Origin of the sequence: Streptosporangium sp. G11 (assembly GCF_051192615.1) — a bacterium.
Lineage (GTDB): Bacteria > Actinomycetota > Actinomycetes > Streptosporangiales > Streptosporangiaceae > Streptosporangium.
In genome coordinates, this window is record NZ_JBPJUQ010000028.1 from 36640 (window position 1) to 63355 (window position 26716).

Consider the following 26716-nt stretch of genomic DNA (forward strand, 5'->3'; position numbering starts at 1 on the left):
GTCGCGGCACCGCGATTCGCCCGCGATACGCTCACGCTTCGCCACGAGAGGACACGCATGCCCGAGGTGCTCAGCCGACGCGTGCTCAACCGGGCCACCCTGGAGCGGCAGCTGCTGCTGAACCGTGCGGAGCTGCCCGCGCTGGAGGCGGTCCGGCACCTGTACGGCATGCAGGCCCAGGCGCCGAATCCCCCCTACATCGGGCTGTGGACCCGCCTGTCCGGATTCGCCCACGACGATCTCGCCCGGCTGATCAACGAGCGCCTGGTGGTACGGCTGTCACTGATGCGCTCCACCATTCACCTGGTCACCGCCGACGACTGCCTGGCGCTGCGCCCGCTGCTGGGGCCGATGCTGGCGAGGGGCCTGCGGGGGACGGCGCACGGCAAGGGCCTGGCGGGGGTGGACCTGGACGAGCTCGCCGCCGCGGGGCGGAAGCTGGTGGAGGAGCGTCCCCTGACCTTCCGCGAGCTCGGCGCGCTGCTGCGGGAACGGTGGCCGGACGCTCCCGCCGCCGACCTGGTCGCCGGGGTGCGCAACACGCTGGCGCTGGTCCAGGTCCCGCCGAGGGGGATCTGGGGGGTGGGCGGGCAGGCCGCCCACACCACCGCGGAGGCATGGCTGGGCCGTTCCCAGGACGAGCGGCCCAGCCGTGTCGCGGCCGAGGAGGCGATCCGCCGCTACCTCGCCGCCTACGGTCCCGCCACGGTGATGGACGTCCAGCAGTGGTCGGGCATGACCCGCCTGGGGGAGATCGTCCGCGAGATGGGCCTGCGGGCCTTCGTGACCGAGGACGGCGCGGAGTTGTTCGACCTGCCGGAGGCGTCGCGCCCCGACCCCGAGACTCCCGCCCCGGTGCGCTACCTGTCGGAGTTCGACAACATGCTGCTGTCGTTCGCCCAGCGGACCAGGACCCGGATCACGGAGGAGGACTACCGGGGGCGGGTCTTCACCGTCAACGGCATCATCAAGGCGACGGTGCTGGTCGACGGCTTCGTACGGGGCATGTGGAAGGTGACGCGGAACCGGGGCGAGGCGGTCCTGGAGGTCGAGCTCTTCGCGCCGGTGAGCGAGGGGGAGCGGGCGGATCTGGAGGTCGAGGGGGCGCGCATGCTCGACTTCGTCGCCCCGGCGGCGACGTCCCGCGAGATCCGCTTCCTCGAAACCTGAACGCGCCGTTCCCCCGCGAAGCCGAAGCCGAAGCCGAAGCAGGGCCGCGTCGCTTTCACGAGGTCGAGGTCGAGGCCGAGGTTGAGGTGAGGCCGAGGTCAAGGCCGGTCGGCCGTTTTGGTTTTCGCCGGGTCACGCCACCCGCCGCGCCCGCGCGGCCCGGCGTGCCCACCACCCGCGGGCCGGTTCCGTGCCGCGTGGCGTGTGCCGCCTCCCTCGCCGCGCTCAGGGCGCGGGTGTCCGGGGCAGGCTCGAGACGACCATGGCGATCAGCATCTCGTAGCTGGTGTTCAGGTCCTCTTCCAGGCCGAACCCGCCGGCCGCCTCCAGGGAGGCGAAGCCGTGCACGGCCGCGCGGACGCAGCGGGTGGCGTGGATCGCCTTCGCCCCCTCCAGGCCGTAGCCGCGCAGCACGGCGAGGATCACCTCCAGCAGGCGGGTCGCCGTGTCGACCAGGTCGGGATCGATCAGCGGGTTGTCGGGGAAGACCGCGTAGCGGTGCGGGAAGTCGACGACGTAACTCCGCCAGGCGCGCATCAGGGCCGCCATCGCCTCGTCGCGGCTCTGTCCCATGGCCGCCGTGCCGAGCCTCGCCGCCATGTCGTCCATCACGCGCAGGCCGACGAGCTTGCGCAGCTCGGGCAGGCCGCGGACGTGCTTGTAGAGCGAGGGGGCGGCCACCCCCGTACGGGCGGCCACCGCGGCCAGTGTCAGCGCGGCGGGCCCCTCCTCGTCGATCAGGGCCAGTGCCGCGTCCACCACCGCGCCTGAGGTCAGGCCGACTCTAGGCACGGACCGCTCCGGCCAGGAAACCCGCCAGGGCGGCGAAGGTGGCCTCGGGCGTCTCGGCGTGCGGGTAGTGGCCGGCGCCCTCGATCATCCCGACCTCGGTCGTGGCGGCGTACGGCCTCAGCAACTCCTCGGCCAGACGTGCCTCCGCGGCGGGGTCGGGGAAGTCGGGATCCTTCGACCCCATGACGATCAGCACGGGACAGGTGATGCGGGGCGCGCAGTCGGTCCAGTGGCCCTCGGAGGGGGCGACCACTCCCGAGACGGCGGCCATCCTGCCGGGCTCGCGCAGCGTGGCCTTCAGCGCGCGCAGGTAGCCGGGGAAGTCGGCGGGCTTGGCCGTGGGGTAGAGCGAGCGGTAGTACATCCCCCACAGGAGCGGGCTGGCCATGACGAGGTCCTGTAGCAGCCGCAGTATCAGGCCGAGCCGCGGCTGCCCGACGAAGGGGGCCAGCATGACCACGGCGCTCACCTCGCCCTCGGCGGCGGTCGCCGTGGTCCACGCCACCGCTCCCGCGCTGGAGGAGCTGCCGACCAGGACGGCGGGGCCGCCCAGGTGGCGGAGCAGGGCCCGCAGGTCGGCGCCGACCGACTGAGGGCTGTAGTCGGGCCATCCCGTGCTGGACCCGCCGTGACCGCGCACGTCGACCGCGGCGACCCGGTAGCCCGCCTTCGCCAGTCGCGGTGCCAGGAACCGGAACACCCTGCGGGTGTCGCCCATGCCGTGCGCGCACACCACGAGCGGTCCGTCCTGTGGCCCGCTGACCTCGTACGCCAGCCGTCCGCCGGTCACGTCAAGGAACTTCGTACTCGTCATGCGCTCTCCTTGGCTATTGCTCATAGCTTTAAAGCTACGGGCAATAGCCTTTTGTGTCAAGGCTCGTCTCGGGGCGGCCGGAGGGCCTTGGTGGCGGTTGGGGCGGCAGGTTTTCGCCGGCTCGGCCGGGCTGTCTCGACACCGGCCGCCGCCTTCGAGTCGCAGGGGAGTCAGATGTCTCGTGGTGCCGGGCCTGCCGGTTTTGCTCGGTCCGTTCGGTCCGTTCGGTCCGCTCGGTTTGCTCGGTTTGCTCGGCCCGGCGTCATGCCAATTCCGGAAATTGGCCATTCTTTCGGCGAGGAAGATGCTCGATGATGTGCCCATGATCTCTGTCAGTGCTCTCGCGGGCATCGCCGCGGTCGCCCTCGGGCTGGTGCTCACCCCCGGACCCAACATGATCTACCTGGTGTCGCGGTCGGTGACGCAGGGACGCCTGGCCGGCATGATCTCGCTGGCGGGCGTCGCGGCGGGCTTCCTGATCTATCTGCTGGCGGCGGTGGCCGGGATCGCCGCGATCTTCGCGATGGTGCCCGCCGTCTACGTCGCGATCAAGCTGGCGGGCGCCGCGTACCTGCTGTGGCTGGCCTGGAAGACGATCCGGCCCGGCGCCGAGCCGATCTTCGCGCCCGGCGCCCTCCCCGCGGACCCGCCGCGGCGGCTGTTCTCCATGGGACTGGTCACCAACCTGCTCAACCCCAAGATCGCCATCCTGTACGTGTCGCTGCTGCCGCAGTTCGTCGACCCCGCCCTCGGTGACGTCGGCACGCAGAGCCTCCTGCTGGGAGCCACCCAGATCGTCATCGCCCTGTCGGTCAACGCGATGATCGTGCTGACCGCGGGCTCGGTCGCGACCTTCCTCGGCGGGCGGCCCACCTGGATGCGCGCGCAGCGCTATCTGATGGGCGCCGTGCTCGGGGGGCTCGCCCTCCGCATCGCCGCCGACCGCTCACCCGCCGTGGCTACGTAGGGAAGTCTCGGGTCACCAGTGACGGCCCGTCGCGATGTCGTCCAGGTGCGGTGTCGACAGGTGCAGCACCCGATAGGCGGTCCCGTCCCCCTCGCCGGGAACCTCGTGCTCCCACAGCGTGAAGCGCACCATCTCCCAGTGCCGGGGGTCGACGGCGAGGGCCGAGGAGTGCACGCCCGCCGTGCCGGCGTGCCGCCGCAGCTCGGCCAGGGCCCGCTCGACCATGGCCGCGGGGTCGGTGTCGGCGGGGATCGGGTCGGTACGGCGCGAGGCCGCGCGGGGGACCGCGGCCGACGACGGCCCCCGCTCGTGGCCGACGCCGGTCCAGTGCCGGACCACGGGCCTGCCGAAGTCGCGCACGATGTTCTGGAAGCCGCCCCCGCCCCACAGGAAGTCGTTCATGCCGGTCAGGGAGCTCCACAGGTAGAACGGGGCGTACTGGTTGACCGGGGAACCGTCGACGCCCCGCTCCCTGATCAGGTACGCCTTGAGCCCCAGCCCGGCGTAGCCGTCGAGCGCGTGCCCCCTGGTCGCCACCCGCTCACGGATGACGCCCATGTCGTAGTCGGCGGGCAGCCCGATCTCGTACTGCATGGCGTGCATGGAAGGAGACCTCCTGGTGGCGCGGGACGGGCGTGGATACCGGGCGATCCGCGGGTGACCTCACCTCTCCGGCTTCGCCGGGGCGCTGAGGCCGAACCGGTGGACCGGCTTCGAAGGACTCCGCGACGCCGGCTCCCGCGCCATCCCCAGCCGCAGGGCCGTCCGCACGGAGGCGGTGTTGCCCTCGTCGACCTCGGCGACCACGCGGGGCAGGGACAGCGTTCCGAAGGCGTACTCCAGGATCGCGGTGGCCGCCTCGGTGATCAGGCCCTCACGCCATCGGGCGGGGGAGAGGCTGTAGAGCAGCTCGACCTCGCCGTCGTCGGTTCGGCGCAGACCGCACACCCCGGCCAGGGCGGAGTCCGGGACGAGCGCCCACAGGCCGTAGCCCCGCTCGGCGAAGTCGCGGTGACTGTCTTCGACCAGCCGGGCCACGAGATCGGGAAGGACGGGCTCGTCGTCGAACAGGTGGCGCCGGACGAGAGGGTGATCCCAGTGCTCGCGCAGCGCTTCGACGTCGCCGTCCTCGACCGGGCGCAGTGTCAGGCGGCCGGTGGCGAGAATCATGGCGGGAACCCTTCGTCTCGCGTGTCCTCCGCTTCGCGGGCCGAGTCATGGCCGAGGTCGATGACGCAGAAGCGGTTGCCCTCGGGGTCGGCGAGGACCACGAAGTCGGGGTCGGCCGGGTAGAGGTCCCAGTCGACACGTTCGGCGCCCAGTGACACCAGTCGCTCCACCTCGGCCGCCTGCTCGGCGGAGTCGGAGACGAACAGGTCGAGGTGCGTCCGGGGGTGCTCCCGAACCGGCGTCAGGCTCACGTCGAGCGCCAGCGGGACGCCGTCTCCGTCCACAGGCTCGATCACGGTCCAGTCGTCCCGGGCCTGGCCCTCGCGGGGCGTGTAGTCCAGCGCGCGCGTCCAGAACCCGACGGCGCGCCTCATGTCGGTGACGCCCAGAACCACCTGCCCGATCCTCACCATGCGCCAATCCTGGCAGGAAGCCCCCGGCCGGGGAAAACCGATATCCCGTGGCCCGGGGTCAGGTGTTCTCCGGCGCCGGTGGCCACGACCGGGCGCCGGATACGTCCGCCGCGAGCCGCGCACACGGTCGCGAGGTGTGCGCCTCCGGCGCCGGGCATGGCCGGGTTCACGGGGGTCCTCCCCGCTTTCGTCAACCATGGTTGACGCGGGCGTCGCGTCAACTTATATTGACACCTGCGGGGGAGTGCAGGCCCGGATCGGGCCTCACCATCTGGTCGCGTACGGGCTCCGCGCTCGTTTCCGGCCGCCCCCGGTTCCCGGCGGGTGACGTGTCACCGCGCCCGTCCCCTCATTCGTTCAAGGAGGTGTCCGATGTCCGTTGACGTCGTGATCGCCGGCGGCGGCCCGAACGGGTTGATGCTGGCCTGTGAGCTGAGCCTGGCCGGCGTCCGCCCGGTGGTGCTGGAGCGGCTGCCGGAGCCGGGTGAAGAGCCCAGGGCCAACGGCCTGGTCGGGCAGGTGGTCAGGGTTCTCGACGGCCGGGGTCTGTACCGGCGCTTCACCGGCGCCCCGGAACCCCCGGCGCCCGTGCCGTTCTTCATGTTCGGCGGCATGCTCCTGGATCTGAGCACGCTGGATCCCGGCCCGCTGCACACCCTCCCGATCCCGCAGCGCCGCCTGGAGCGGTTGCTGCAGGAGCGGGCGCTCGAACTCGGGGTGGAGATCCGGCGCGGCCACGAGCTGGTCGACATGTCGCAGGACGAGGAGGGCGTCACCGTCACCGTCCACGCCCCCGACGGCGACCACGAGTTGCGTACCCGCTACCTGGTCGGCTGCGACGGCGCGCACAGCCTCGTACGCAAGCGCGCGGGCATCGGCTTCCCCGGCGTCACCACCGAGGACGTCGTGTCGCGCAGCGCCCATGCCGTCCTGCCCGCCTCCGTGCTCGATCCCGAGACCGGCGAGCTGCTGCTGGCCGGGGCGCGCTGGAGGCCGTTCATGATCCACCGCACCGCGCACGGCGTGTTCGCCCTCGCGTCGTTCGAGCCGGGCGTACACCTTTTGACCACCATGGAGTGGGGGCAGGGGGAGCAGATCGACGAGCGGGTGCCGATGACCCTGGAGGAGTTGCGTGACAGCGTGCGCAGGGTACTCGGGGCCGACCTGCCGATGACCCCGCCCCAGGGGCAGGGCCCCCACGTGCTCCGCCGTCTCACCGGCGGCAACACCCGCCTGGCCGACCGCTACCGCGCCGGTCGCGTGCTGGTGGCCGGGGACGCCGCGCACGTCCACTCGGCGGCCGGTGGTCCCGGCCTCAACCTCGGCCTGCAGGACGTCGTGAACCTCGGCTGGAAACTCGCCGCCGAGGTTCACGGCTGGGCGCCGCCGGGACTGCTCGACACCTACCACCGCGAGCGGCACCCCGTCGGCGAGCGGGTCGTCATGCACACCCAGGCGCAGTCCGCCCTGCTCGCGCCCGGAGGGGAGGTCACCGCGCTGCGTACGCTCTTCACCGAACTGCTCGAACACGAGGAGAACCGGCGGCGCGTCGCCGAGCTCATGGCCGGCTCGGACATCCGCTACGACATGACCGGCACCGGGACGCGCGCCGCCGCGAACGGCGGGGACGGCGGCGATGGCGGGGACGTTCGCCCTGACGTGGACGACCCCGGCATCCCCCCCGGCGCGGACCCTTCCGGCACGGACCACTCCGGCATGAACGACGGCGACGCTCACCCTGACGCGGCCGGTGCCGGCCCGGTGCCGCATCCCCTTCTCGGACGCCTGGCGCCGGAGCTGTCCCTCACCACGGACGCGGGCACCGTGCGGCTCGCCGACCTGACGCACGGCGCCCGTCCGCTCCTCCTCGACCTCGGGGGAGGGAACGTGCTGGCCGAGACGGCGGCGGGCTGGAAGGACCGGGTGGACGTCGTCACCGCCACTCCCGACCGGGCGGTCCCCGCCGGGCTCCTGATCCGCCCCGACGGCTACGTCGCCTGGACGGCCCCGGACGAGGGGCCGGGCGCACCGGCGAACCTCGGCCTCCGTGAGGCACTGTCCACCTGGTTCGGCGCCCCCGTGTGACCTTGTACGACCCCTCGCACGCCCCTTGCCCTCCCCGTACCCTGTGCTCTCATGGCCTTCAACGGGACCCCGAGACCGCCGGTGCGCCGGTACCACGCGCAGACGGAGCTGGACGACTTCGCGATCGTCAGCTACCGGGTGCCCACCGGCGCGCTCGCCCGCCTCCTGCCCGGAGGCTTCGCCCCCGTCGAGTTCACCTTCGGCGACGGGGGCACCGGCGGGCTCGTCTCCGCGGTCGCCTTCCGCGACCGTGACTTCCACTTCCGTTTCCTCCCGCCCGCGGCCATCAACTGCGGCCAGATCAACTACCGGGCGTACGTCACGGCGGCCGGCCGGCCCGGGGTCTGGTTCTTCTGCACGAGCCTCGACCATCCGCTGGTCGCCGTACCGAAGTGGATGTGGGGCATGCCGTGGGACCGCACGCGCATCGACATCGCCGCGAGCTGGGACGCCACCCCCGCGCGCTGGCGGCTCACCGCCGACAACGCCGCCTGCGAGGCCGTCGAGACCGGAGCGCCGCCCTCCCGGCTCGACGGCTTCGACGGTCCTGACGGCCCCGGCGATCCCGGCCGGGGGGAGGGCCTGGACGGCCTCGGAGGCTCGGGCGGCCTCGGAGGCTCGGATGGCTTCGGGGGCTCGGGCGGCCTCGCCGGGGAGCGGTCATGGATGCCGGTGCTCACCCATCCCACCGTCGGCTGGTACCGCCGCCGTGACGGGCACGTCGGCACCTACAGCATCTGGCACCCGCCGATGCGCCCCAGGCACCTCACCGCCGTCTCGGCACGGTTCCGCGTCTTCGAGCAGCTCGGCCTGACCACCCCGGACTCGGTACCCCACTCGATCCTGGCCCAGCGGCGATTGCACTTCGACATCCACACCCCGCCCCTGCGCCTTCGAAACGGGGCCGGCACGGCGAACAAAACCCGCCCGCGTCCCGACTAACCGTGTGAGACCGAACGAGACGGGGTGGGGACATGGCGGGCAGCGGCGAGCCGTCACCGGGGGATGTGGCCGGGCTGGGAGACCACCGGCCGGCGGGCCGTCCGGGGCGGGCGGGACCGTGCCTTCGCGGACTGCGGTCGTTCACCAGTGGCCTCCAAGTGGGACCTCATAGCGTCGCGCCCATGCGAAAAGCCGGTGCGGGGCTCGTCGCGGTCCTGATCCTGGCGGGCTGCGCCGAGGCGCCCGCCACAGCTCGTGAGCCCGCCAAGACCCGAAAGCCCGCCGCCCAGAGATCCACCAAGACCCAGAAGCCCGGCGCGAGCGGGGAGCCCGTCACCCGTTTGCTGGACGCGATGGCCGCGGTCTCCGGTGACGGTCCCGCCGCCGCGTATTTCGAGTACGGAGAGCCCGCGCGGTGGAGCGAGCTCGGCGTGACCGCCGGTTCCGGCGGGGCGGCGGGACGGCGCTGGCTTCCCGCGACCGCCTGGGGGTTCGGCGAGCTGGCCCCCGCCGCGGCGGGACTGCCCGGAGTGACAGGGGTGGCGCCCCTCGCGGCGGACCGGGCGATCGCGATCGGTGTCGCCCCGGGGCAGGCCTTCCGTTTCGACGGCGGTGCCAAGGAGAGCGTCGTCCGCTCCAGGCTGGAGGGCCTGGGAGCCGCGCCGCGCCGCATCGGCGGTCACGACGGTCTCTCGTTCGCCCCCGGCGCCGACGTGAACCCGCTGCGGCCTCCCGTACCGGTGAGCGGGGTGACCAACCAGTTCAACCAGGTCGTCGTCACCGGTTCGACAGTCGCCGTCGCCCCGGGCACCGGGCCCCTGGCGGCCGTGCTCGGCGGTGAGCGGTCACTGGCCGGGAGCGAGGACCACGCCGCGGTGGGCGCCTGCCTCGGCGACGTCGCCGCCGCGACCGTCACGGCCTCCCAGGGCTCCGGGGCGGTGACGCTGTACGGGGTGGGCCTGCGCCGCCCCGCGAACCTCGGGGACCGGCCGGTCAACGTGATCTGCGTGCTACCCCGCCAGGCCTCCGTCGCCGCCGTCAAGGAGTCCTTCGGCACACGCCTCACCACGGCCGCCACGTCGCGCGGCGGCAGGGCGTTCGGGGAGTTCGCCGGGGAGATCACGCACGACGAGGTCCGGCGCGGTGACCGCACGGTCCTGCGGGCCACCCTCACGCTGACCGCCACCCCTTCCGTGCTGTTCGCCGCCCAGCTGCTCCAGCGCGGGGAGCTGCCGTTCCTGGCCGATCCGGCCGCGCCGGGGGACCCGGCGGGCCTTCTCACGGCCACGCCCGCACCGGGATCGCCGGCGCGGTGATTTCGGCGATGTTCGACGGGTGACACCCACGAGGCTCCGCGCGCCGTCGCCCCGGGCCTGGCCACAGGGGGACGCGACCCCGCCTCGTCGAGTCGTTCGCCGCCGAGGACTCCGGCCCCGCCGCTCCGCCGGAAGAGCGGAGGAGGGGAGGAGGGGAGGGCGGGGGAGCGGGAGAGGGAGACCGGCTACCGCGCCGGCCTCCCTCCCCGATCCTCCGGGTCCTTCGGATTCCTTCCGGGCCCTTCAGGTCCCTCCAGCTTCCTTCAGGTCCCTTCCGGGTCCTTCGGGTCTCTCCAGGTTCCTTCGGGTCAGAAGTCGTCGGCGGTGCGGATCCGGTCACGGATCCAGACGCCGGCCTCCTTCAGCGGTGCGGTACCGGTCCAGGGGCCGCCGGCGGTGCACGTGCCGGTCTTGAAGACCGCGCCGGAGCGGTTGTCGTCGGAGAAGTTCCAGTTCACCCAGCTGATCTTCTTGCTCGCCATCAGGTCGAGATAGCGCTGGGACATGGCGAAGTCGTTGGCGTCCTCCCCGGCGTAGTTCTGCGTGCCGAACTCGGTGACGAACATCGGGATGCGGTCGGCCGCGCGGGACAGCGTGTTGAGGTACTCGGTGCCGTGCGAGGCCGCGTAGAAGTGGAAGGTGTACATGATGTTGGAGGCGTTGACCGGGTTGCCCGTCACCTCGGTCTCCGAGGCGCCCTCCGACACCCCGAGCGAGGACCAGGCGCGGGTGCCGACCAGGACGATCCCGTCGGGGTCCTGTGCCCGGATCACCGGGATGATCTGCTCGGCGTAGCCCTTGATGGTGCTCCAGCTCACGCCGCTCGGCTCGTTGGCGATCTCGTAGAGGATGTTCGGCCTGGCGGCGTGCCGCTGGGCGATCTCGGTGAAGAAGGTCCTGGCCCGGGCGAGGTTGTAGTTGGGGTCGCCGGGGGTGAGCATGTGCCAGTCCACGATGACGTACATGCCCTGCGCGCTGACCTGCTCGATGAGCGTGTGCGCGAGGTCGGTGAACGCCCGCGGGTTCGTCTCGTAGCCGCCCTCCTGGACGTACGTGGACAGGCGCACCACGTCGGCCTTCCAGTCGGTCGCCAGCGCGGTCAGCGAGCCGGTCGTGACGCACTGCCGGTACCACTGCAGGCCGTGGGTGCTCATGCCGCGCAGCTGGATCTGCTTGCCGTTCGTGTTGCACAGCTTGGTGCCACAGACCCGCAGCTGCCCGTTGGCCGCGACCGGCGTGCCGCCGCCGCCGCCCGCCTGGGTCGTCGCGGTGACGGACGCGCTTTTCGCCGACTCGTTGTTCGCGGCGTCGCGGGCGGTGACGGTGTAGGTGTGGGTCGTCGAGGCGGCCAGGCCCGAGATCGTGGCGGCCGTGCCGGTCACGGTGGCGACCACGGCGGAGCCCTCGTAGACCCGGTAGTCCTTGACCGTGCCGCTGTTGTCGGTCGAGGCGTTCCAGGCCAGGCTGATGGAGGCGGACGTCGTGCCGGTGCTGCGCGGCGAGGACGGCACGCTCGGCGCCGTGGTGTCGCCGGGGTTCTGCCCGCCGCCGCAGGGGGCGCCGTTGAGCGTGCAGTTGACCGGCGAGCCCGAGCCGGAGGCGGTGAAGCCGAAGGTGGTGCTCGCCCCGGGGGCCAGGGTGCCGTTGTACTCCCGGTTCTTGAAGGTGTACCGGCTGCCGCTGCTGGTCATCAGGGAGTCCCAGTACGTGCCGAGGCTCGTGCCCGACGGGAGGTCGAAGGAGACCGTCCAGCCGTTCAGCGTGGCGGTCCCGGTGTTCTTGACCGTGTACTGGCCGCTGTAGCCGCTGCCCCAGTCTTGTGCCTTGGTGAACGTCGCGGTGTCCGCGTGGGCGGCGGACGGGATGAGCAGGGTGAACATTAACGTCAGCAGCCCGGTCAGCACCAGGGCTGGGGTGGTGCGCCGCATCATCTCTCCTCGCGTGGGGGGTGGGGGACACTTCGTGGCGCTTTATTAGGAAAGTTTCCTAACCTGAGACGTGACGTTAGGTGGCGCGGGCCTGTCGTGCAAGACCTGTGTCCCCTTGCCGGGTTAAGAAAATTTAATCGTTAGGAAGCTTTCCTAACGGTTTCCGCCGGGGCAGGATGGCGTCACCCCCGACATGCCGCGACTCAGAGGTGGCCGCCATGAAACGTTCGCGCACGGCTCTGCTGGTCCTCGCGACCCTGCTGCTCTCGACCTCCGCCCTGCCCGTCTCGGCGGCGGGAGCCGCTCCCACCTGGCGGCTCCGCTGGGCGCCGGAGGCCTCGCAGGCGGGCCTGTCCGCCTTCGAGACCATCGAGGACGACAGGGCGGGCTCCCATCCGGCCGCCGCCCCGCACATCAAGGTGGCGGGCGGCGACTTCCGCTTCGACATGCACACGGTCGACCGCGACACCGCCGTCGACCGGCAGCGCCACGAGGTCACCGGCATGCGAGACGGCGGCTCGTACCTGCAGTGGCGGTTCGGCGAGACCTGGCGGGTCACCTACTCGATGTACATCCCGAGCACGCTGAAGGCCACCACCACCTTCACCCACATCATGCAGACCAAGCAGCCCGGCAACGGCACCTCCCCCATCACGGTGACGTCGCTGCGCAGGGTCGGCGGCAAGCAGACCATCGAGCACAAGATCTTCGCCGAGGACATCCTGGTGGGACGGGCCGACCTCGAACCGCTGCAGAACAAGTGGATCGACGTCGAGTACGAGATCAAGATCGGCAACGGCACCGCCGGGTCGGTGCGCTGGGTCCTCCGCAACGGCGGAACCACGGTGATCGACGCCACGAAGACCGGTGTCGACACCTTCCTGGCCGACCGCGTCCGCCCCAAGTGGGGCATCTACCGCTCCCTCGGCGACACCTCGGGATCGCTGCAGAACACCTACCTGCTTCTTCGTGGCATGCGCGGCTACCAGCTGGAGGGCGGGACCACCCCGCCCACCCCCACTCCGACGCCCACGCCGACCCCCACCCGGACGCCGACGCCGACCCCCACGCCCACCCAGACGGGCGCCACGTCCTGGAGGGCCGGAACCGCCTACGCCGTCGGCGCCCAGGTCACCTACTCCGGCCTGAGCTACCGGTGCCTGCAGGCGCACACCGCCCAGGCCGGATGGGAACCGTCCACCACCCCCGCGCTCTGGCAGCGCCTCTGAGCCGTACGCGCGTGCGCGCCGCGGGGCGCCTGAGCCGTACGTCCCCGCGGCCGCCGGACGATCCGGCCCGGCCGATCAGCCGACCGGGCCGGGACCCCGCCCGATGATCCGGTCTCCGAGCCTGGTGACGAGCTGGGCGCGTACGTGGCTGGGAAGGGCGCAGCCGTGCGCGACGAGCGTGTCGAGCGCGGGCAGATCCAGGAGCACGGCCCAGTCCTGGACGTCGTCGCAGTAGGAGACGTCCAGGTGGCGGAGGTCCTTCAGCGCCTGGAGCGGGGCCAGCGACCGCACGGGCGTGTTCCTGATGGACAGGTGCTCCAGGGTACGGAGGCCCTCGATGCCGTCCAGGCCGGTCAGCGGCGTGTGCTCCAGATCCAGCCGGGTCAGCGAGGTGAGGGCCGAGATGTCCTCGGGGACGCGGTGCAGGCGGCTGCCGGACAGGTCGAGCTCCTCCACCCCGGAGGGCGCGGCCAGGGCCGAGAGCAGGAGCGCCGGGGGCGGAAGTATCACCGGCCGGGGCTGGGCGAGCACCGGTGACCGTCCCGCGGCGGCCTCCTGCAGGACACGCCACCTGTCCACCGGCGAGCCCTGCCCGCCGAGACGGACGTATCCCGAGGGCAGCCACGGCGCCAGCCGCTCGGCCACGATGTCGGCGCGGTCACCGGCACCGATGACCCCGGCCCGCAGCTGGCCGTAGTGCTCGTACGCGTGCTCGGCGGGCACGAACAGGTCCGCCATGATGTCCCCGCCCGCGATGAGGACCCCGTCGTTGCCCGAACAGAAGATCACCCCGGCGGCGACGGTACCGAGCACCAGATGGTCCGCCGCGCTGTGGAGCGCGCGGGCCCGCAGGTCACCGGCCACCGCGAGGTAGCTCTCCGAGACGTCGCCGTCGTCGAGAAGCCCCTCCACCACCAGCCCGCCGATCACGATCAACGGTGCCTTCACGTCCAGCCCGCCGGGAACGTACGTGTCGCCGAACCAGATCGTGGCCCGGTGCACGATCCACCCCGACTCCGTCCGCTCCGCACCGTCGGGGAAGACCGAGGGTGCCTCGCCGGGAAACGCCAGTGACCACGCCTGCGCGAACAACAATCCGTAGACGGGAGGCATGATGTGGTGCGGCCACTCTCCGGCCTGGGCCGGTCGCCGTAGCCAGGATCCGATCGGGTGCAACTCCTCCGCGATGTCACCAAAATAGTTCAACGCCTCCGCGCCGGCCCCGGCCCGCTGCCGGAGCACCGTCAACGCGTCATCGAGACGCTCCGACGCCCCGGAAAAATGCTCATCCGTCAGATCCATGTCACATACCGTACTCATCGCCACCAATTCCGAAAGCCGTTCGGATGACGCTCCCGGATGGCGGGCGTGTCGGAAAACCACCGAGTGCGACCGCGCGGCGACGAAGGGCAAAGTGGATCTCCCCCTGGACCTCGGGTACCGTGCCCGATGCCCTTGAGCACTCCGGCGCGGCCCGCGAACGCGGACCGGGCAGGACCGAGTAAGAACCGAGTACGACCCCGAGCGCGACCGGGCGCGGCCCGCGAACGCGGACCGGGCACGAACCGAGTATGAACCGAGCGCGGACCTTAGAGCGGACCTGAGTGCGGACCGAGCGGTGACCGGGCACGACCCCGGGCACGGCCCCGACCGGCCACCGGACACCGGGCAGGGGCCGGGCACGGACCATGGTGACATCGGAAGGATGGACAGACATATGGAGGCCGGAAATCGCCGGACCCTGCGGTTGCTCGTCACCGGAGGCGGGACCGGTGGTCACACCTACCCCGCGCTGACCACGGTCGCGGCCCTGCGCGACCACGCCGCCGCGCGAGGGCTCGACCTGGACGTGCTCTGGGTCGGTACGGCGGCCGGCCTGGAGGCCCGCGTCGCGGCGGAGCACGGCATCCCGTTCCGCGCCATCACGGCGGGCAAGCTCAGGCGCTCACCCAACCCGCGAGAGCTGGCCACCAACCTCGCGGACATGTTCCGGATCCCGGTCGGCGTCTTCCAGGCCTTCGGCATCGCCGCCCGCTACCGCCCCGACGTGGTGCTGTCGACAGGCGGGTACGTGTGCGTGCCGCTGGGCGTCGCCTCGCGGGTGCTGGGCCGGCCGCTGGTCATGCACGAGCAGATCACCTCGCTCGGCCTGGCCAACCGCATCCTGTCGCGCTTCGCCCGGCGGATCGCGCTGACCCACCCCTCCTCGATCCAGCACCTGCCCGCGAGGGTGCGTGACCGGGCCGTCGTCACCGGCAACCCGGTCCGCCCCCACCTGTTGCGCGGCAACGTCGACGCGGGACGGCGCCACTTCGGGCTCTCGCCCGACCTGCCCCTGGTCTACGTGACCGGCGGCGCCCAGGGGAGCCGCCAGATCAACACCATGGTCGAGACGATCCTGCCCGGCCTGCTCACCCGCGCCCAGGTGATCCACCAGTGCGGCCCCGGCTGGATCGCCCAGCTCACCCGTACCGCCGCGGAGCTCCCCGTGGGGTTGCGCGACCGCTACCACCCGGTGCCGTACGTCGGCGCCGAGCTGGCCGACGTGTTCGCCGCCGCCGACGTCGTCGTCTCCCGCAGCGGGGCGGGCACGGTCGCCGAGCTGACCGCCGTGGGCAAACCGTCCGTCCTCATCCCCCTGGTGCCCTCCGCCGCCGACGAGCAGCGCCAGAACGCCCGCTACCTCGCCGAGGCGGGCGCCGCCCGCGCCCTCCTGGAGAACGGCCCCACCGCCGCCCACCTCCTGGTTGAGCTCGACGCCCTCCTGGGAGACCCGCGGGCCCGCGCCGCCATGGCCGCCGCCGCCGGTGCCCTCGGCCGCGTCGACGCCGCCGACAGCCTGGCCCTGGTGCTCCTGGAGGAGGCGAGGACGGACGGCAAGATCGGCTGAGCGGTGGCCGGGTATCCGGTGTCAGGTGAAGCCGATCGGACGGGACCGTGGCCCTCCCCGCGGATCCGTGGACGTCCTTGTCGGCAGGGTCGGCCGGAAGGTCACCTCCGGCCGCTCACCGCCTGACCGCGGGACACGCTTTTCCGGACGTCCCTTTGCGGGGAAGGGCCGGGCACCTAAAGGCCGGGCGGGTAACGGTCGGCCTCCGCGGGGGGATGCACCTGAGGAAGCCGCGTCACCTCCGTCCCAGGGAGTCCGCCGACCATGACCGAGCAGTACGGGAGCAGGGTGGCGGCCCTCGTGCGCCGACCGGCTTTGACGGTCGCCGGCCTGCTCATGCTGACCGGCTGCGGCGGCGGTGCCGAACCGCCGGTGAACACGGTGACGGTGATCTCGGATGCCCCGGCCTCCCCGGAGCCGACAGAGACGCCGGAGACTCTCGCGCCGACGGGTCCCCAGGACACGCCGAGACCGCAGCCGTCGCGGAAGCGGCCCACCGCCGGCCCGATCACCTCCCCGGCGAAACCGTGCCCGCCCGGTGGCGGGGACCCCGTCGAGGGCCCCTGCCCGAGCATCGACGGCAGGGTGCCGACGGCCAGTCTCACCGCTCCGCAGCCGACGGAGGAGCCGCCCACGCTCTCTCCCGGCCCGACCGTCCCCTCGGAGAATCCGCAGCCTCCCCCGCCGTCCCCCCTCCAGTCGGGATGAGCGTGCGGCAGGAGGACCGGGAGCGGCCCGAACAGTCCAGGCCGCTCGACGTGATAGGGCTGATCACCCTTTTGCTGACCATCAGCGGCGCGGTGCTCATCTACATGGGCTGGGCCTACCTGGACGGCTATCTGGGGTCGTTCCAGCTGAAGGCGACGGACATGGGCTTCGGGGTGGACGAGTACGCCCTGCGGGGCCTGAACATCTTCTCCCCGGCCTTCCTGCCCTTCATGGTCGGGGGCACGGCCGTTCTTCTGGCGGGCACGACGTACCGCTCGTCGCTGACCGCCGCGCTTCCGCAACGGGTCCGCGCGGCGGGCGCGGCGCTGGCCGCGAGGAGGTCGGTCCGGATCGCGGCGGACCCGAGGGCCGGCGGAACCGTCGTGACGGTCTGCGGGGCGGCCCTGGCGTTCGCGGCGCTGGCCGGATGGCAGGTCGACACCTTCCTCGTGCTGGCACTGAGCATCGCCGGCCCGCTGCTGCTCACCTGGCCGACGCGCAGGCTGGCGGCCGGCCGCACGGCGTTCGCCGCCGCCGTGGTGATCTCGGTCTTCTGCCTGCTGTGGGCGGCGTCCCTGCACGCGTACCGCAAGGGGGAGGCGATGGCGGAGCAGCTCGTGGCCTCCCTGCCGCACCACACCTCGGTCGCGATCTACAGCGCGAAGACGCTCGCGCTCAACGCTCCGGGAGTCACCCGCGTGTCGCTGGCGGACACGACCTACCCGTTCCGCTACGAGGGGCTGCGCCTGCTGATGACGCGCGGGGATCGGTACTACCTGATCCCGGTGATCACGGTGGCGGACTGGAAAAAGGGGAACGGGCGCACGTTCGTGGTCGTCGAGCGCGAGGACCGGCGGGTGGAGCTGCTGCCGGGCACGCGGACCGGGTGAAGGCCCCCGGAGGGGGCGGTGAGACGGGCACCGGCGTCCGCGAGGCCGTGTCTCAGGGGTCTCGGGGCCTTGGGGATTTCAGGGTTCTCATGGCCGAAGGTTTACCGAAAAGGCGGCACCGGCCCAACACCTGCCGGGGGGCGGCCTGAGTAATCTGGCGACCGCACGAAATGAAGTGCGGCGACGCCGAGAACGCCGAGAACACTGCACGGCGAGCATTCGTCCTGGATTTCCAGGAAATGTCGCGAGTGGGTGACCGCGCGGTCTCACACGGCCGCATGCTCCCAGGCAGGCGCGTCCTTCGTGGGGCTTTCCCGCCATGGAGTTCCACGCAGACCGCCCCTGAGAGACAGGTTGGTTATGGCCCGTCAGGAAAAGCCCTCGCCCGAGGTGATCGGCGAGATGTACGACCGGCTCACCGATTCCCGCGCCGACGCGTTCGGCGGCAACCTGCACGTCGGTTACTGGACGGACGACCACGACGAGTCGCCCGTCGCCCAGGCGACGGATCACCTCACCGACCTGGTGGCCGAGCGTCTGGAGGTCGTCCCCGGGGAGCGCGTCCTGGACGTGGGCTCGGGCACCGGCAGGCCCGCCGTACGCATCGCCGTGGCGCGTGACGTGCACGTCACCGGGGTCACCCTGAGCGAGAACCAGGTACGGCTGGCCGAGGGCCGTCCCGAGACCGGCCAGGGGCCGGGACACGCCGACTTCCAGCTCGCCGACGCGATGTGGCTCCCCTTCGACGACGCCTCCTTCGACGCCGCGTACGCCATCGAGTCGCTCGTCCACATGGAGAACCCGGCGGCGGCCCTCGGCGAGATCGCCCGGGTGCTGCGCCCCGGGGGGCGTTTCGTGGTGGGGGAGTGGTATCTGCTCGGCCCCCTCACCGGCGACGACGCCGCGGACCTGGAGGATCTCTCCCGCGATTTCCACGTCCACTTCCTTCCCACCGTCGATGAGTTCTACGAGGAAATGAACCGCGCCGGATTGAAGATCGAGATATTTCACGACATTTGGGCAAATATCAGTCGATCTTTCCAGCTCGTGGAGGAGATCCTCCCGGCCTCGGCCATGCGGCTCGGAGGCGAGATCGCCGAGCAGCTCACCGTCTGCGGGGAGATATACCGGCGTTTCGAGGAGATCCCGCAGATCAGCTACGCCCTGTTCACCGCGGTCCGCCACTGAGAGCCCGCGACTTCTCCGGGGCCGAAAGGGCAACGCGATCCCGCAGCCGGGCGGGATCGTTCTGCTTTGTGTCTGGGAACAGCCTGGCTCTCGTAAGGGCGATGAGGACCATGGCCGGGCCCTGTATCACCGCAGGGGGCTTCGGGTTACGAACCCCCGCGGGGGCGATGAGGATACACGCACTCGCCCGTCAGTTTCAACCTGGCGCGGTTGCGACCCCTGGTAGGGGCGATGAGGACTCGCCCATGCGAGCGCGCACGGTCACGACTACTCGTTGCGACCCCTCGTAGGAGCGATGAGGACTGGACGACCTGCTCACGCACCGGGCGGGGCTGGCGGTGCTGCGACCCCTCGTAGGGGCGATGAGGACCGCCGTAAAGGCGCTCCAACTCGCGGGACAACACTCGTTGCGACCCCTCGTAGGGGCGATGAGGACCAGTCCCAGGTACTACATCCGTAGATCGCGTGGTAGCGGGTCGCCTCGTCGGCGGTAGTGACTGATCAGAGCGCGGGTTTGGTGGGCTTGCCGGAATCTGGACCAGGTCAGGACGTGCTCGATAGCACTGGTGGCGGGCACGATGAGGCGGGCGAAGACACGGCGGATCTCAGCCACGGATGGCCGGATCAGCCGACCTGGAGTCAGCTGAGACTGTCCCGGTGTTGTGGGTCTTTTCCCTGATCAGCAGCGGGCGGAACCGGCTCGGGGGTGGTCTGGCCATCCAGGTCAGCGCGGCTGGCGGCGAGAAAGGCCAGGGCGAGCATGGCCGTGGTGACATGGCGGTGCCAGCCGTCCCACTTGCGGACCTGGTACTCGGTCAGGCCGAGCAGGTCCTTGCCGGTCTCGTTGTTCTCCTCGATCTTCCAGCGGAGCCCGGCAACGGTGATGAGCTCGGTGAGGGGCGTGCCGGCCAGGGCGTGGGCCAGGAAGAACTCGACGTCGGCAGGATCGCTGACGCTCCGGCGAATCAACAAGGTGTGCGTGTGACCGTCGGCCGGGAGCTGCCCCGCCGAGACCACCGCGACCGCCGCCCAGTCGTAGGCGCGGGTGCCCTTGGTGCCCTCGCCGCATGAGCGGCGCTCCCACAGGCTCGCACCGGCGTGAGCCGGCAGCCGGTCCAGCACGTGTCCGGCCGGCTCGCCACCACCGCGGACGGCCAGCAACGGCAGATCCATCGGGACGGCCATCACGTAGGCGATCTGATGGGTGTGGCAGTAGGCGCGCAGGCCCGGATCACGGCCGTAGCCGGAGTCCGCGGCCAGATAGCGAAACGGTGTGCCCGCCCGCCGTTCCTCCTCCAGCATGTCGATCACCTGTTGAGGCTTGGTCGCGAACGCCACCTGCTGCGGCACGCCCGCCACCCTGCGCCGTTCCGCGTCACCGGCCCAGTCTTCGGACAGGTAGAGCCGCCGGTTGATGAAGGCATGCCCGGTTGCGGAGGCGTAGGTGAGCATCGGCATCACCTGGCAGTTCTCGACCTGGCCGGTCAGCCCGCAATACTGGCGGGCCACCCCGACCGATCTGCCACCTTTCTTGATCGCTCGCGTGTCATCGGCGATCAGCACCCCATCCGTACTGCCCAGATGCTCCAGGACATAGGCGCGCACGTCATCGCGTAGCGCGTCGGCGTCCCACTTGGCCCGTGACAGCAGCCACTCAATCGGGTTGGCGGTCGGATGCCCGACGTGGTCGGCCAACTGCCAGGAGTTCTTGCGCGGCACATCGGCCAGCAGCCCGCGGACCAGGTCGCCGAAGGTCGCCTTCGGCTCAGGCCGTTTGAACAGTCGATCAGCGATCCTCGAGGTCACCGCCGTGAGCTCGGTATCCCAGGACACGACGAGATCGTAGGTGAGGCACAAGGTCACTCGCAGACCATCGCCGATAAACCCGCAGTCACGCAGGTGAACGGCTCAAAGATCTACCGATGTAGTACCGGTCGTCGATGTTTCCGCGGAAATGCCGCAGGAAGACGAGCGGGATCGTGCCAGCGTTCTGAGCGCCGAAACGGCGGTAGGCGTACCGGATGCCGTTGGCGGCCTCGACGAAGCGGTTGGACGCCGTCAACTGCGACGCCGCCGGAACGGCACTTGTGCCGGTCATGTTGTCGCGTTTTCCTCGTCGGGTTGGCGGGAGATCAAAGGTTGTTCTTCTTGAGCCAGCCAAGGGTGTAGTCGGCGATGTCGCGCCAGCCGCGGTCGATGACGAGGCTGTGTCCGCGGTCGGGGAATGACTTGAAGTTCGTAACCGCGGGCGACTCGGAGTACAGGTCGAACGCTGCTTTGGCCACTTTTTCGGGAACGGTATGGTCTTTCCCTCCGCTGATGAACAGGAGGGGGCCGCGATCACCTCGGCGGGTATCAACGGCTGCCGGCGATTTCCTGCTGAAGTTCGCTGCGGTCGCCTCGAAGAGGGGTTTTCCCGGTCCCGGGATCGTCCACTCGTCGAAGAGCGCATCGGACTCCTCTTGCGTGATCGCGTTACCGAAGCTGTACCGGAACTGCTTTTTGGTCAGGCTGACGGACTTGCGCTTGTTGCTGGGATTACCGAGGACGGGAAGTCCTGAGCGGACCTGCGCGAAGGGGACGGGTTTGACGCCTTTGATCTGCCCGGGGTCGATCGCCACTGCGGCGATCGCGGTCTTCGAGGCGAGGAGCTTCTGGGCGATGAGGCCACCGAAGGAGTGACCGATGACAATGGGGGGCCGGCCCAGCTGTCGAATGTGGGCGGTGTAGGCGGAGACGATGTCGTCGATCCCCTTGTCGGCGACGGCAGCGCTGTTCAGGCGGGTGGCGGCGACGGTGTCGGAGTCGCCGGGCCAGCCAGGTGCGGCCGCGGCGTAGTCGTGTTGGCCGAAGAGATCGATCCACGGGCTCCAGGCGCTTGAGTGGATCCAGAGACCGTGGATGAAGACAACGGGGGTGGTGGGCATACCCTGCTCCTTGGTAGACGTACTAGTTACTCTACTTGTTGCTTCCGTGTCGGCGCAAGGACCGTCCGGGTGCAACGTAGGATGCGAGCAACCATTTGGAGGGCAGCATGGACGGCATCGATCTGACACCGGCGGTCGCGGGGACGCGGAAGGTTCCGGCGCGAGAGCGAATTCTCATCACTGCGTCTGAGTTGTTTTATGCCGAAGGGCTGAGGGCCGTCAGTGCGGACAAGATCATTGCGCGTGCGAGCATCACGAAAGTCACTTTTTATCGCCACTTCCCTACTAAGGACGACCTCATTGTCGCCTACCTCGAGCGGCGGGCCGCGTGGGAACGTGAGGCAGTTCGTGGCGCATGGGAGGCCTCGAACGGGGACGTGTCCGGGACGCTGAAACTGATCGCTGACGGCATCGGGACAGAAAGCTGTTCGGCTGGATTCCGTGGCTGCCCGTTCATCAATGCGGCCGCGGAATACGCGGACGGCGAGAATGCGGTTCGCAAAGTCGTGGGCGCGCATCGAGCGTGGTTTCATGCCAAGCTCGCCGAACTCGTGGCAAACGCCGGAATCCCCGACGCCGAGACGACAGCCGACGAACTGGTGATGCTCCGCGACGGGGCGATGGTGTGCGGGTATTTGGGCGATCCGGCGGTGGTCTCCCGAGCGCTCTATCGAGCCGGCATGGCGATTGTCGGGCTGCCGGTCGCACTGTAGGTGCGGCTAGCGGTCCTGGGAGACGTATTTCACTTGTTCGTACTTTCTGCGACGAGTTCCGGGAAACCTGCGCCAGGCTGCCGGTGATCCTCAATGAGGCCGCGAGCGGCACAGTCACCCGGGACGTGGTGACCTGCCATCGGGCGGAGAGCGGGCGGCGTGACTTCGCGCAGCTGGACTGCTTTCCCGCGCGTCTGGCCGGCGTGGGTGACGCTGCGGCGTCGTTCGATCCGGTTCACGGACAGGGCATGAGTTCGGCCGCGCTGCGTGCTCCTGCCTGTCTTCCCGCCTCACCGGTGACCCCGACCTCCCACCGCGGCCACCGGCTTCTTCCGCCTTCGGCGGGTGGCGTGGGCGGCATCCGCCGGGGAAAACTCTGCCCGTCTCGATGCCGTGAACGGTGCGGCCGTGCCAGACGGAGTGCGCCGGCAGGATGGGTGGGGTGCGCGACGTCCCGCGACTCGCGCACCCCGGTTCTCTATCGTGCGGCCTTCGCCGCGGCCTCGATGACCTTGGTCACCGCCGCGGGCTTCGAAAGCATGGAGAGATGCGACGCCGACACCTGCGTGATGGACGCGCCTGCCCTCTGCGCCATCTGCGTCTGCGTCCTGGCCGGGAGCACCTTGTCCGCTGTGCCGACCACCGCCCAGCTCGGCGTGGTCTTCCAAGCGGGAACGCCCGAAGCCTCACTGACGGCACTCAGCGCGATTGGCCGCTGGCTTGCGGCAAGCACGTCGCGCACCTTCTTCGGAAGATCCTGAGCGACAGACGTACTGAAGACATCCGGCTTCACGTACGCGTCGGCGTCGCCACCGGGGAACCCGACGACGTTGTAGACCGATGTCGGCTCCTGCACGTTCAGTGCCGATTTTGAGCCGCCGACAATCTGACCGAGGGTTTCACCTTGATCAGGGATGAAGGCGTCGACGTAGACGAGGCCCTTGACGTCTGGATCGCTCACATTCGTTATGACGGAGCCACCGTATGAGTGGCCGACGAGGATCACCGGCCCCGTTGTGGCCTGTTGAAGATAGGCGGACAGGTACTCGGCATCGGAAGCGAGGCCGCGAAGTGGGTTCGCGGGGACGGCGACCTTGTATCCGTCCTGCTGGAGGAGAGCACTGACGGCTGCCCAGTTGGACCCGTCCTCCCACGCGCCATGCACCAGGACCACCGTTGGTTTGGCGCCGCCCTTCGAACCGCTGTCGGCTGATTGCGCTGCCGTCGCCGGCGACACCCCTGCAAGAGCGACGAGCGCGCCCGCGGCGACCGTGGCGGCCCCGCCACGAAGCAGTGCGGAAACTCTCATGATTCTCCTTCTCGGTGATAGCTCTCCGAACGATCACCATTTAAGTAGACGTACTAGTTCGTCTACTAGGAGTATCGACCTGAACCGGTCCGGGCGCAAGTGGACGGGTGAAAGTTCGCTCCGGCGACGCCTCGCTCGCTGATCATGTGTCAGGAGTTCCGAGCCGGGACTCTGCCCGCGCTGCCAGCGGGCGCCGTGCTCCTGTATGACCAGGCGCATAACGTGGAAGGGGCGGTCGTCAAGCATGCGTCCTCCGGATTGACCGTTCGTATACGAACGATTAGCGGACCGTCGAGTGAACTCATCACCGACAAGCTCGTCATCGACGCCACCACGCCGGTCGCGCCCGGCACGCGGGGCCACTACAGCCGGCAGGTCTGCGACCTCCCGGAGACCGCCGCGTGGACCGCCAAGATCACTGCGATGTTGAGTGCCCGGTGAGCACCGCGGCACCACGAAAGGAGAACGCCATGCGCTGCCCGCGCTGTGACCACGACGACATCATCGTCGCGGCGCCGGAGTCCCCCTCGATTCCGCCGCTTCGGGGCCGGTCGTGAGCGGCCCCGAGGTGACGACCCGAGGCGGACGCGTCCGGGGTACGGTCGACGCCGGGGTGAACATCTTCCTCGGCATCCCCTTCGCCAAGCCACCGATCGGCGCGCTCCGGTTGGCCGCCCCCGAGCCCGTCGAGCCGTGGCAGGGTGTCCGGCCCGCGGATTCGTTCGGACCGCCACCCCCACAGATCGTCTCCGCCGTCGCGCAGCCCGTGCTGGGGCAGCCCCGGAACGACGCGGCCCGCGAGACCGACCCGGGGTGGCTGACCGTCAACGTATGGACACCCGACCTCGGTGCGGCGCGACTGCCGGTCATGGTGTGGATCTATGGTGGCGGCTACCTGCAAGGCCATACCGCTGATCCGACCTACGACGGCGCCCGGCTGGCGAGAGAGGGCGGCCTGGTGGTCGTGACGCTGAACTATCGGGTGGGCGCGGAAGGTTTCGGGCTGTTCGCCGGACCTCCGCTCCGACGCCCTCGTCGCCGCGACCACCCGGATCGAGGAACAGATCCGGAAGGATCCAGGGCGCTGGAGCGCGGAAGCCAACCGGCCGGTTAGCCCGGTCGTCGACAGTGACGTGGTGCCACGGTCGCCCTGGGAGGCCCTGGCCGCCGGCCAGGGCTGCGACGTCACACTGATGGGCGGGCACACCCGCAACGAGTGGCGGACCATGATGGCCATGGCCGGTCGGCTGCGGGGAATCGCCGACTCGGCCGTCGACGCCGACCTGCGGGCGCTGACCCCGGACGGGGGCAAGGCCTACCGGGCCGCCTTCCCGGAAGCCGTACCGTGGCAGCTCTACGAGATGCTCATGACCGACTGGTCATTCCGGATCCCGATCCTGCAACTGCTGGACGCGCAGGTGACCGGCGGTGGCCGGGCGTTCGCCTACGAACTGGCCTGGACGGTGCCGGAGCTGGGCGGCACCCTTGGCGCCCCGCACGCCTCCGATCTGCCGCTCGTCTTCGGCAACTTGACGAAGGGAGCGGCGACACTCTTCCTCGATGGGAACGTGGACGAGGCGGAACGGCTCTCCGCACGGATGCGTGGTGCTTGGACGTCGTTCGCGGCCACCGGCAACCCCGGCTGGGACCCCTACGACACGACACGGCGTATCACCAGGGTCTTCGACTCCCGGCGAGGTGCATCGCCAGCTCTGGGCCGACTGCCCCTGTCAGCCGGTGCCGCTACCGCCAAGGTGACGCGAGCTTCACCTTGGGCACGGCGGGCATCTGTCCCGGCGACCAAGCGGGCGAGCAGCACCGGCGACTCCGCGACTCGCCCGCCGGATGCCCGCTACCGTGCCCGCACCGGCATCGAAGGCGTCGTCAGCCGGGCCTGCGCTTGTAGAAAATCTCATCCGTGCGGGTCAGGCGGCATAAGGGACAGCCCAGCACCATCAGCCGCGACCAACGTCCACGACACCCCACACACCGAATCTCACGTGGAGCGCGCCCCGGATCAGGTGGGAGACGGCTGTGACGATCGACGTGACCCTTGCCGCCATCGTGAGTTCCCTTGAGGTCTGGTTCCTTCTATTGGCGGATGCTGAACGGGCCCAGGACGCCGGCGTCGATGCGCATGGAGTTGACCATCGCCGCGGCGTTGTCCAGCGTGAAGACGTCCGCGGCCGCGAGCTTGCCGGTGTATTTGGCGACTACCGGGGCGGCGGCCATCTGGGTGACGGCGTCGAGGTAGGACTTGAAGATCGCCCAGGCGTTGCCGGTCGCACCGTATTTCTGGAAGAACGATGTTGGGTCGAGGGTGCTCAGAGCGGTGCGGGTGCTGGCCTTGAGATCAGTCATGTAGGCCTTCTGCAGCTGTACGTCGGTACGGGTACCGAGTCGGCCCAGGTGCCCGCCGACAAGCGTCTTCCATGAATAAGTCATCGCTGTGTCGTGTGCGGCCACCCAGCGGGGGATGTCCTGCGATTCGGCGAGGTTCTTGAAAGGTGTCCACCCCGGGAAGATCACGTCAACCACCATCAGGGTGGCGTAGTCCGGTGCATAGATGAAGATGTTGTCCGGGCTGTGATTGGGGCCGTGGTAGTCGAGCTCCAGCCGTTCGCCGCCCACGCGAAGCACGTAATGACTGTCGAAGGTCACCGTGGGCAGCGGCCGGTTCGGGTCGGCGGCCACCTTCAGTAGGCGGCGGGTCTCGGAGTGCGCGATCCGCTCGACGTTCTTGCCGAACACCGACGCGGCACCGATATGGTCAGCGTGGGAATGCGAGTAGACGAGGTGCGTGACCTTGGTCGGCCTGCCCTTGGCCCTGGCGACGTCCTCGATGGCGCGGAGCAGGTTCTTGCCGATGGTGGGAGGGGCGTCGACCAGGACGACGCCGTCCCTGGTGGTGAGGAACATGGCCTGGTAAAAAGTGTCGGTGACCCAGTAGAGGTTGCCGCCGATATGACCGACGTAGTAGCCGGAAGCGTTCGGAGTCGGCCCGAGCGAGCTCGATGGAACGGGCGCGTAGTCGGGCAGCTCGGCCGGTTCGGTCGCACGCGCGACACCATACGCCGGTGCGCCCAGCAGGCCCGTGGTTGCTGGTACCACGGCCAAGGCGGAGGCTTGACGCAGAAATTTGCGCCGATTCGTACTGCTAGAGGGCATTGGGTCCTCATGGTCTGTTGTCATGGCGATTCCCCTTGACGGTGTCGGATCCGGATAAGAGCTACTTCCACGCGAGGCAATATAAATTGCGTCTGCA

The 26716-nt window shown here is 70.1% G+C and carries 26 protein-coding genes and 1 pseudogene; 13 read left to right on the forward strand and 14 right to left on the reverse strand.

Translation table 11 applies throughout. The features are described 5' to 3' along the window. Positions 1 to 57 precede the first annotated feature (57 nt). A complete protein-coding gene (locus ACSDR0_RS24785) occupies positions 58 to 1170 on the forward strand; it encodes a winged helix DNA-binding domain-containing protein (protein ID WP_435291265.1) in 1113 nt (370 codons plus the stop codon). A gap of 225 nt (positions 1171 to 1395) precedes the next feature. Here ACSDR0_RS24785 and ACSDR0_RS24790 read toward each other — a convergent pair whose 3' ends face one another. Together ACSDR0_RS24790 and ACSDR0_RS24795 are read right to left on the reverse strand one after the other, a co-directional pair. After that, positions 1396 to 1962 (reverse strand): TetR/AcrR family transcriptional regulator, encoded by a 567-nt coding sequence (locus ACSDR0_RS24790; RefSeq protein WP_435291266.1) that lies wholly within the window; start codon positions 1960 to 1962, stop codon positions 1396 to 1398. After that, complete coding sequence (locus tag ACSDR0_RS24795; protein ID WP_435291267.1) at positions 1955 to 2776, reverse strand: alpha/beta fold hydrolase; 822 nt, start codon at positions 2774 to 2776, stop codon at positions 1955 to 1957. Before ACSDR0_RS24795 ends, ACSDR0_RS24790 begins: the two co-directional genes overlap by 8 nt. Positions 2777 to 3098: 322 nt before the next feature. On the opposite strand from ACSDR0_RS24795, the gene ACSDR0_RS24800 reads away from it, so the two are divergent. Next, a complete protein-coding gene (locus tag ACSDR0_RS24800) occupies positions 3099 to 3743 on the forward strand; it encodes a LysE family translocator (RefSeq protein ID WP_435291268.1) in 645 nt (214 codons plus the stop codon). A gap of 12 nt (positions 3744 to 3755) precedes the next feature. Here ACSDR0_RS24800 and ACSDR0_RS24805 read toward each other — a convergent pair whose 3' ends face one another. The 3 genes from ACSDR0_RS24805 to ACSDR0_RS24815 are packed head-to-tail and all read right to left on the reverse strand — an operon-like array spanning position 3756 to position 5326. Beyond that, complete coding sequence (locus tag ACSDR0_RS24805; RefSeq protein WP_435291269.1) at positions 3756 to 4346, reverse strand: DUF4865 family protein; 591 nt, start codon at positions 4344 to 4346, stop codon at positions 3756 to 3758. A 60-nt stretch (positions 4347 to 4406) separates the two neighbouring features. Then, positions 4407 to 4913: a GNAT family N-acetyltransferase gene (locus tag ACSDR0_RS24810; protein ID WP_435291270.1), complete on the reverse strand. Its 507-nt coding sequence runs from the start codon at positions 4911 to 4913 to the stop codon at positions 4407 to 4409. Next, positions 4910 to 5326 (reverse strand): VOC family protein, encoded by a 417-nt coding sequence (locus tag ACSDR0_RS24815; RefSeq protein WP_435291271.1) that lies wholly within the window; start codon positions 5324 to 5326, stop codon positions 4910 to 4912. The genes ACSDR0_RS24810 and ACSDR0_RS24815 overlap by 4 nt, the downstream gene beginning before the upstream one ends. A 372-nt stretch (positions 5327 to 5698) precedes the next feature. On the opposite strand from ACSDR0_RS24815, the gene ACSDR0_RS24820 reads away from it, so the two are divergent. The 3 genes from ACSDR0_RS24820 (at position 5699) to ACSDR0_RS24830 (ending at position 9669) form a co-directional block, all read left to right on the forward strand. After that, positions 5699 to 7411: an FAD-dependent monooxygenase gene (locus tag ACSDR0_RS24820; RefSeq protein WP_435291272.1), complete on the forward strand. Its 1713-nt coding sequence runs from the start codon at positions 5699 to 5701 to the stop codon at positions 7409 to 7411. A gap of 51 nt (positions 7412 to 7462) precedes the next feature. After that, the gene (locus tag ACSDR0_RS24825; protein ID WP_435291273.1) at positions 7463 to 8353 is read left to right on the forward strand and encodes a DUF2071 domain-containing protein; all 891 of its coding nucleotides are present in this window, start codon (positions 7463 to 7465) and stop codon (positions 8351 to 8353) included. Between the two features lie 182 nt (positions 8354 to 8535). After that, on the forward strand, positions 8536 to 9669 hold the full coding sequence (locus ACSDR0_RS24830; RefSeq protein WP_435291274.1) for a hypothetical protein: 1134 nt from the start codon (positions 8536 to 8538) through the stop codon (positions 9667 to 9669). 308 nt (positions 9670 to 9977) lie between these two features. Here ACSDR0_RS24830 and ACSDR0_RS24835 read toward each other — a convergent pair whose 3' ends face one another. Both ACSDR0_RS24835 and ACSDR0_RS24840 read right to left on the reverse strand, forming a co-directional pair. Then, positions 9978 to 11180: a cellulase family glycosylhydrolase gene (locus ACSDR0_RS24835; RefSeq protein ID WP_435291332.1), complete on the reverse strand. Its 1203-nt coding sequence runs from the start codon at positions 11178 to 11180 to the stop codon at positions 9978 to 9980. Between the two features lie 51 nt (positions 11181 to 11231). Further along, positions 11232 to 11600, reverse strand: a pseudogene (locus ACSDR0_RS24840) (cellulose binding domain-containing protein); the annotation flags it as partial. Positions 11601 to 11815: 215 nt separating this feature from the next. Here ACSDR0_RS24840 and ACSDR0_RS24845 point away from each other — a divergent pair. After that, positions 11816 to 12826 carry a carbohydrate-binding protein gene (locus ACSDR0_RS24845; protein ID WP_435291275.1) on the forward strand — a complete coding sequence of 337 codons (1011 nt, stop codon included), beginning with the start codon at positions 11816 to 11818 and terminating at the stop codon, positions 12824 to 12826. Between the two features lie 75 nt (positions 12827 to 12901). On the opposite strand, the gene ACSDR0_RS24850 is transcribed toward ACSDR0_RS24845, so the two are convergent. Next, positions 12902 to 14128 (reverse strand): leucine-rich repeat domain-containing protein, encoded by a 1227-nt coding sequence (locus ACSDR0_RS24850; RefSeq protein ID WP_435291276.1) that lies wholly within the window; start codon positions 14126 to 14128, stop codon positions 12902 to 12904. A 403-nt stretch (positions 14129 to 14531) separates the two neighbouring features. Here ACSDR0_RS24850 and ACSDR0_RS24855 point away from each other — a divergent pair, with 403 nt between their 5' ends. Beyond that, entirely contained in the window at positions 14532 to 15716 is a 1185-nt protein-coding gene (locus ACSDR0_RS24855) for a UDP-N-acetylglucosamine--N-acetylmuramyl-(pentapeptide) pyrophosphoryl-undecaprenol N-acetylglucosamine transferase (protein ID WP_435291277.1), read from the forward strand. Positions 15717 to 15892: 176 nt separating this feature from the next. Here the strand turns inward: ACSDR0_RS24855 and ACSDR0_RS24860 are convergent, their stop codons facing one another. Then, a complete protein-coding gene (locus ACSDR0_RS24860; RefSeq protein ID WP_435291278.1) occupies positions 15893 to 16351 on the reverse strand; it encodes a hypothetical protein in 459 nt (152 codons plus the stop codon). Positions 16352 to 16420: 69 nt separating this feature from the next. Here ACSDR0_RS24860 and ACSDR0_RS24865 point away from each other — a divergent pair, with 69 nt between their 5' ends. Together ACSDR0_RS24865 and ACSDR0_RS24870 are read left to right on the forward strand one after the other, a co-directional pair. Further along, positions 16421 to 17314, forward strand: coding sequence for a hypothetical protein (locus ACSDR0_RS24865; protein WP_435291279.1), 894 nt, complete (start codon positions 16421 to 16423; stop codon positions 17312 to 17314). 360 nt (positions 17315 to 17674) lie between these two features. After that, a complete protein-coding gene (locus ACSDR0_RS24870; RefSeq protein ID WP_435291280.1) occupies positions 17675 to 18502 on the forward strand; it encodes a class I SAM-dependent methyltransferase in 828 nt (275 codons plus the stop codon). 639 nt (positions 18503 to 19141) lie between these two features. Here ACSDR0_RS24870 and ACSDR0_RS24875 read toward each other — a convergent pair. The 3 genes from ACSDR0_RS24875 to ACSDR0_RS24885 are packed head-to-tail and all read right to left on the reverse strand — an operon-like array spanning position 19142 to position 21429. Beyond that, on the reverse strand, positions 19142 to 20365 hold the full coding sequence (locus ACSDR0_RS24875) for an IS701 family transposase (RefSeq protein ID WP_435291281.1): 1224 nt from the start codon (positions 20363 to 20365) through the stop codon (positions 19142 to 19144). A gap of 28 nt (positions 20366 to 20393) precedes the next feature. Beyond that, the gene (locus ACSDR0_RS24880; RefSeq protein ID WP_435291282.1) at positions 20394 to 20600 is read right to left on the reverse strand and encodes a hypothetical protein; all 207 of its coding nucleotides are present in this window, start codon (positions 20598 to 20600) and stop codon (positions 20394 to 20396) included. Between the two features lie 34 nt (positions 20601 to 20634). Beyond that, positions 20635 to 21429: an alpha/beta hydrolase gene (locus ACSDR0_RS24885; protein ID WP_435291283.1), complete on the reverse strand. Its 795-nt coding sequence runs from the start codon at positions 21427 to 21429 to the stop codon at positions 20635 to 20637. A gap of 107 nt (positions 21430 to 21536) precedes the next feature. Here ACSDR0_RS24885 and ACSDR0_RS24890 point away from each other — a divergent pair, with 107 nt between their 5' ends. Beyond that, a complete protein-coding gene (locus ACSDR0_RS24890; protein ID WP_435291284.1) occupies positions 21537 to 22142 on the forward strand; it encodes a TetR/AcrR family transcriptional regulator in 606 nt (201 codons plus the stop codon). A gap of 478 nt (positions 22143 to 22620) precedes the next feature. Here the strand turns inward: ACSDR0_RS24890 and ACSDR0_RS24895 are convergent, their stop codons facing one another. Then, the gene (locus ACSDR0_RS24895) at positions 22621 to 23451 is read right to left on the reverse strand and encodes an alpha/beta fold hydrolase (protein WP_435291285.1); all 831 of its coding nucleotides are present in this window, start codon (positions 23449 to 23451) and stop codon (positions 22621 to 22623) included. A 195-nt stretch (positions 23452 to 23646) separates the two neighbouring features. On the opposite strand from ACSDR0_RS24895, the gene ACSDR0_RS24900 reads away from it, so the two are divergent. The 3 genes from ACSDR0_RS24900 to ACSDR0_RS24910 all read left to right on the forward strand — a co-directional run bounded on the left by ACSDR0_RS24900 (position 23647) and on the right by ACSDR0_RS24910 (position 25529). After that, a complete protein-coding gene (locus ACSDR0_RS24900; RefSeq protein ID WP_435291286.1) occupies positions 23647 to 23892 on the forward strand; it encodes a hypothetical protein in 246 nt (81 codons plus the stop codon). Between the two features lie 112 nt (positions 23893 to 24004). Then, positions 24005 to 24565 carry a carboxylesterase family protein gene (locus tag ACSDR0_RS24905; RefSeq protein ID WP_435291287.1) on the forward strand — a complete coding sequence of 187 codons (561 nt, stop codon included), beginning with the start codon at positions 24005 to 24007 and terminating at the stop codon, positions 24563 to 24565. 22 nt (positions 24566 to 24587) lie between these two features. After that, complete coding sequence (locus ACSDR0_RS24910; protein WP_435291288.1) at positions 24588 to 25529, forward strand: carboxylesterase family protein; 942 nt, start codon at positions 24588 to 24590, stop codon at positions 25527 to 25529. 13 nt (positions 25530 to 25542) lie between these two features. Here the strand turns inward: ACSDR0_RS24910 and ACSDR0_RS24915 are convergent, their stop codons facing one another. After that, positions 25543 to 26643 carry an MBL fold metallo-hydrolase gene (locus tag ACSDR0_RS24915; protein WP_435291289.1) on the reverse strand — a complete coding sequence of 367 codons (1101 nt, stop codon included), beginning with the start codon at positions 26641 to 26643 and terminating at the stop codon, positions 25543 to 25545. Positions 26644 to 26716 lie beyond the last annotated feature (73 nt).

Bases quoted from the DNA above. Each gene is read 5' to 3' on its own strand.
- ACSDR0_RS24825 (WP_435291273.1), top strand. From the start codon at position 7,463: ATGGCCTTCAACGGGACCCCGAGACCGCCGGTGCGCCGGTACCACGCG.
- ACSDR0_RS24915 (WP_435291289.1), bottom strand. From the start codon at position 26,643: ATGACAACAGACCATGAGGACCCAATGCCCTCTAGCAGTACGAATCGG.
- ACSDR0_RS24855 (WP_435291277.1), top strand. From the start codon at position 14,532: ATGGACAGACATATGGAGGCCGGAAATCGCCGGACCCTGCGGTTGCTC.
- ACSDR0_RS24815 (WP_435291271.1), bottom strand. From the start codon at position 5,326: ATGGTGAGGATCGGGCAGGTGGTTCTGGGCGTCACCGACATGAGGCGC.
- ACSDR0_RS24805 (WP_435291269.1), bottom strand. From the start codon at position 4,346: ATGCACGCCATGCAGTACGAGATCGGGCTGCCCGCCGACTACGACATG.
- ACSDR0_RS24890 (WP_435291284.1), top strand. From the start codon at position 21,537: ATGGACGGCATCGATCTGACACCGGCGGTCGCGGGGACGCGGAAGGTT.
- ACSDR0_RS24845 (WP_435291275.1), top strand. From the start codon at position 11,816: ATGAAACGTTCGCGCACGGCTCTGCTGGTCCTCGCGACCCTGCTGCTC.
- ACSDR0_RS24820 (WP_435291272.1), top strand. From the start codon at position 5,699: ATGTCCGTTGACGTCGTGATCGCCGGCGGCGGCCCGAACGGGTTGATG.
- ACSDR0_RS24785 (WP_435291265.1), top strand. From the start codon at position 58: ATGCCCGAGGTGCTCAGCCGACGCGTGCTCAACCGGGCCACCCTGGAG.
- ACSDR0_RS24865 (WP_435291279.1), top strand. From the start codon at position 16,421: ATGAGCGTGCGGCAGGAGGACCGGGAGCGGCCCGAACAGTCCAGGCCG.
- ACSDR0_RS24895 (WP_435291285.1), bottom strand. From the start codon at position 23,451: ATGAGAGTTTCCGCACTGCTTCGTGGCGGGGCCGCCACGGTCGCCGCG.
- ACSDR0_RS24795 (WP_435291267.1), bottom strand. From the start codon at position 2,776: ATGACGAGTACGAAGTTCCTTGACGTGACCGGCGGACGGCTGGCGTAC.
- ACSDR0_RS24830 (WP_435291274.1), top strand. From the start codon at position 8,536: ATGCGAAAAGCCGGTGCGGGGCTCGTCGCGGTCCTGATCCTGGCGGGC.
- ACSDR0_RS24880 (WP_435291282.1), bottom strand. From the start codon at position 20,600: ATGACCGGCACAAGTGCCGTTCCGGCGGCGTCGCAGTTGACGGCGTCC.
- ACSDR0_RS24885 (WP_435291283.1), bottom strand. From the start codon at position 21,429: ATGCCCACCACCCCCGTTGTCTTCATCCACGGTCTCTGGATCCACTCA.
- ACSDR0_RS24800 (WP_435291268.1), top strand. From the start codon at position 3,099: ATGATCTCTGTCAGTGCTCTCGCGGGCATCGCCGCGGTCGCCCTCGGG.
- ACSDR0_RS24850 (WP_435291276.1), bottom strand. From the start codon at position 14,128: ATGGATCTGACGGATGAGCATTTTTCCGGGGCGTCGGAGCGTCTCGAT.
- ACSDR0_RS24870 (WP_435291280.1), top strand. From the start codon at position 17,675: ATGGCCCGTCAGGAAAAGCCCTCGCCCGAGGTGATCGGCGAGATGTAC.
- ACSDR0_RS24810 (WP_435291270.1), bottom strand. From the start codon at position 4,913: ATGATTCTCGCCACCGGCCGCCTGACACTGCGCCCGGTCGAGGACGGC.